3 protein-coding genes are annotated in these 1688 nt (G+C 55.3%); all 3 read left to right on the top strand.

Translation table 11 applies throughout. The features are described 5' to 3' along the window. Nucleotides 1–651: co-chaperone YbbN (locus tag B3Z49_RS06835; protein WP_296989257.1), on the top strand; the 651-nt coding region annotated here is incomplete at its 5' end. Continuing rightward, entirely contained in the window at nt 648–1340 is a 693-nt protein-coding gene (locus B3Z49_RS06830; protein ID WP_063086610.1) for an LON peptidase substrate-binding domain-containing protein, read from the top strand. The genes B3Z49_RS06835 and B3Z49_RS06830, both read left to right, overlap by 4 nt. A 47-nt stretch (nt 1341–1387) precedes the next feature. After that, nucleotides 1388–1576, top strand: a complete 189-nt coding sequence (locus B3Z49_RS06825; protein ID WP_008888548.1) for a Trm112 family protein — start codon at nt 1388–1390, stop codon at nt 1574–1576. Nucleotides 1577–1688 lie beyond the last annotated feature (112 nt).

The following is a 1688-nucleotide window of genomic DNA, read 5'->3' as shown; positions in this document are numbered from 1 at the left end:
ATCCAGTCGGTACCGACCGTGTACGCATTCAAGGGCGGCCGCCCGGTTGATGGTTTTCAGGGTGCGCAGCCCGAAAGCGAAGTGCGCGCATTCTATGAAAAACTCGCCGGTGGTCCGATTGAAAGCCCGATCGAGGGACTGCTTGAACAGGCGAGTGCCGCACTTGCAGAGGAAAACTTTGAAGCAGCCCATGGTCTTTATGTCAGCGTGCTTGAACGCGAACAAGACAATGAAACCGCAATTGGCGGCATGATCCGTTGCATGGTGGGCATGGATGAAGTTGAAGAAGCCCGCCACTTCGTTGACAACATGTCCGATGTTGATCGCCTGAAGGCACCTATTGCAGCCGCGATCAGCGCGCTTGAACTGGCCGAGACCGGGGTTTCGGGTGAAGACCTTGAAGCTGCGCGCGCCAAGGCAGAAGCCAACCCGAACGACCCGCAGGCGTTGTATGATTACGGCATGGCCTGTTTTGCCAAGAACAAGCGTGAAGAAGCGGTCAATGCCATGATCACCATCATTCGCACCAACCGCGAATGGAACGAGGATGCAGGACGCACCCAGCTCCTGAAGTTTTTTGAAGCCTGGGGTCCGATGGACCCTGCCAGCGTCGCCGGACGCCGTGCATTATCGACGGTATTGTTCTCATGAGCATATGCGGCCCCTTTGATCCTGAACTTTCGGACCTTCCGGAAACCATGCCGGTGTTCCCGCTAAGCGGTGCACTTTTGCTGCCGCGCGGGCATTTGCCGCTCAATATCTTTGAGCCGCGCTACATGAATATGATCACGGATGCGCTTGGACAGGACCGGATGATCGGGATGATTCAACCCCGACCGGATCAGCGTAACGCCTATTTCATGGACCCGGATCGCCCGGAGATCTTTTCGACAGGATGTGCGGGCCGCATTACCGCCTTTAGCGAAACCGACGATGGACGGTTTCTGATCACGCTCACGGGTGTCTGCCGATTTACCGTGATCGAGGAATTGCCCGAAAATTCCGGTGGATATCGCCGGGTGCGTGGCGATTTCGCACCGTGGAAAAAGGATCTGACCACACCCAAGGATGACGATACGCCGATCAATCGTGATCGCCTGCGCATGGCGCTTGACGCCTATTTCGCGCAACATTCGCTGCAATCATGCTGGGACACACTGGCTGACAGCGATGATGAAATGCTGATTACCACCATTTCCATGGGCTGTCGCCTAAGTCCGCTTGAAAAACAGGCTTTGCTCGAATGCACAACGCTGTATGATCGCGGCGATATGCTAACGTCGTTGCTTGAAATGGCGGTCCATGCCGATCCCAAGCACGCACACAGCAATGCCAACTGAACATACTTGCCGCCGCACACGGCAAATCCAACCCGAAGGCTGAATTGATGACCGCGACCCATAGCCCGGTAGACCCGAAACTTCTTGAAATCCTTGTCTGTCCGGTGACCAAACAGGCGTTGGAATATGATCGTGAAAATAACGAACTAATCAGCCCGAAGGCCGGTCTTGCCTATCCGATCCGCGACGGCATTCCGATCATGCTGCCCGACGAAGCCCGTGCCATCGAAGACTAAGGCAAAGGTTGCCTGACATTATGTCCAGCGACGGTTTTACGCCTGCTTTCACCCCGGTTGAAATCAACTATCTGCGTGATGAGCGCATTCTGGAAATCATCTGGGATGACGG

The organism is Thalassospira sp. UBA1131, assembly GCF_002311515.1.
In the GTDB taxonomy this organism is placed as follows: Bacteria; Pseudomonadota; Alphaproteobacteria; order Rhodospirillales; family Thalassospiraceae; genus Thalassospira.
The sequence above is the reverse complement of the archived record's forward strand: the minus strand, read 5'-3'. Positions and strand labels throughout refer to the sequence as shown.

Coding starts and splice junctions, on each gene's coding strand:
- B3Z49_RS06830 (WP_063086610.1), top strand. CDS start 648: ATGAGCATATGCGGCCCCTTTGATCCTGAACTTTCGGACCTTCCGGAA.
- B3Z49_RS06825 (WP_008888548.1), top strand. CDS start 1,388: ATGACCGCGACCCATAGCCCGGTAGACCCGAAACTTCTTGAAATCCTT.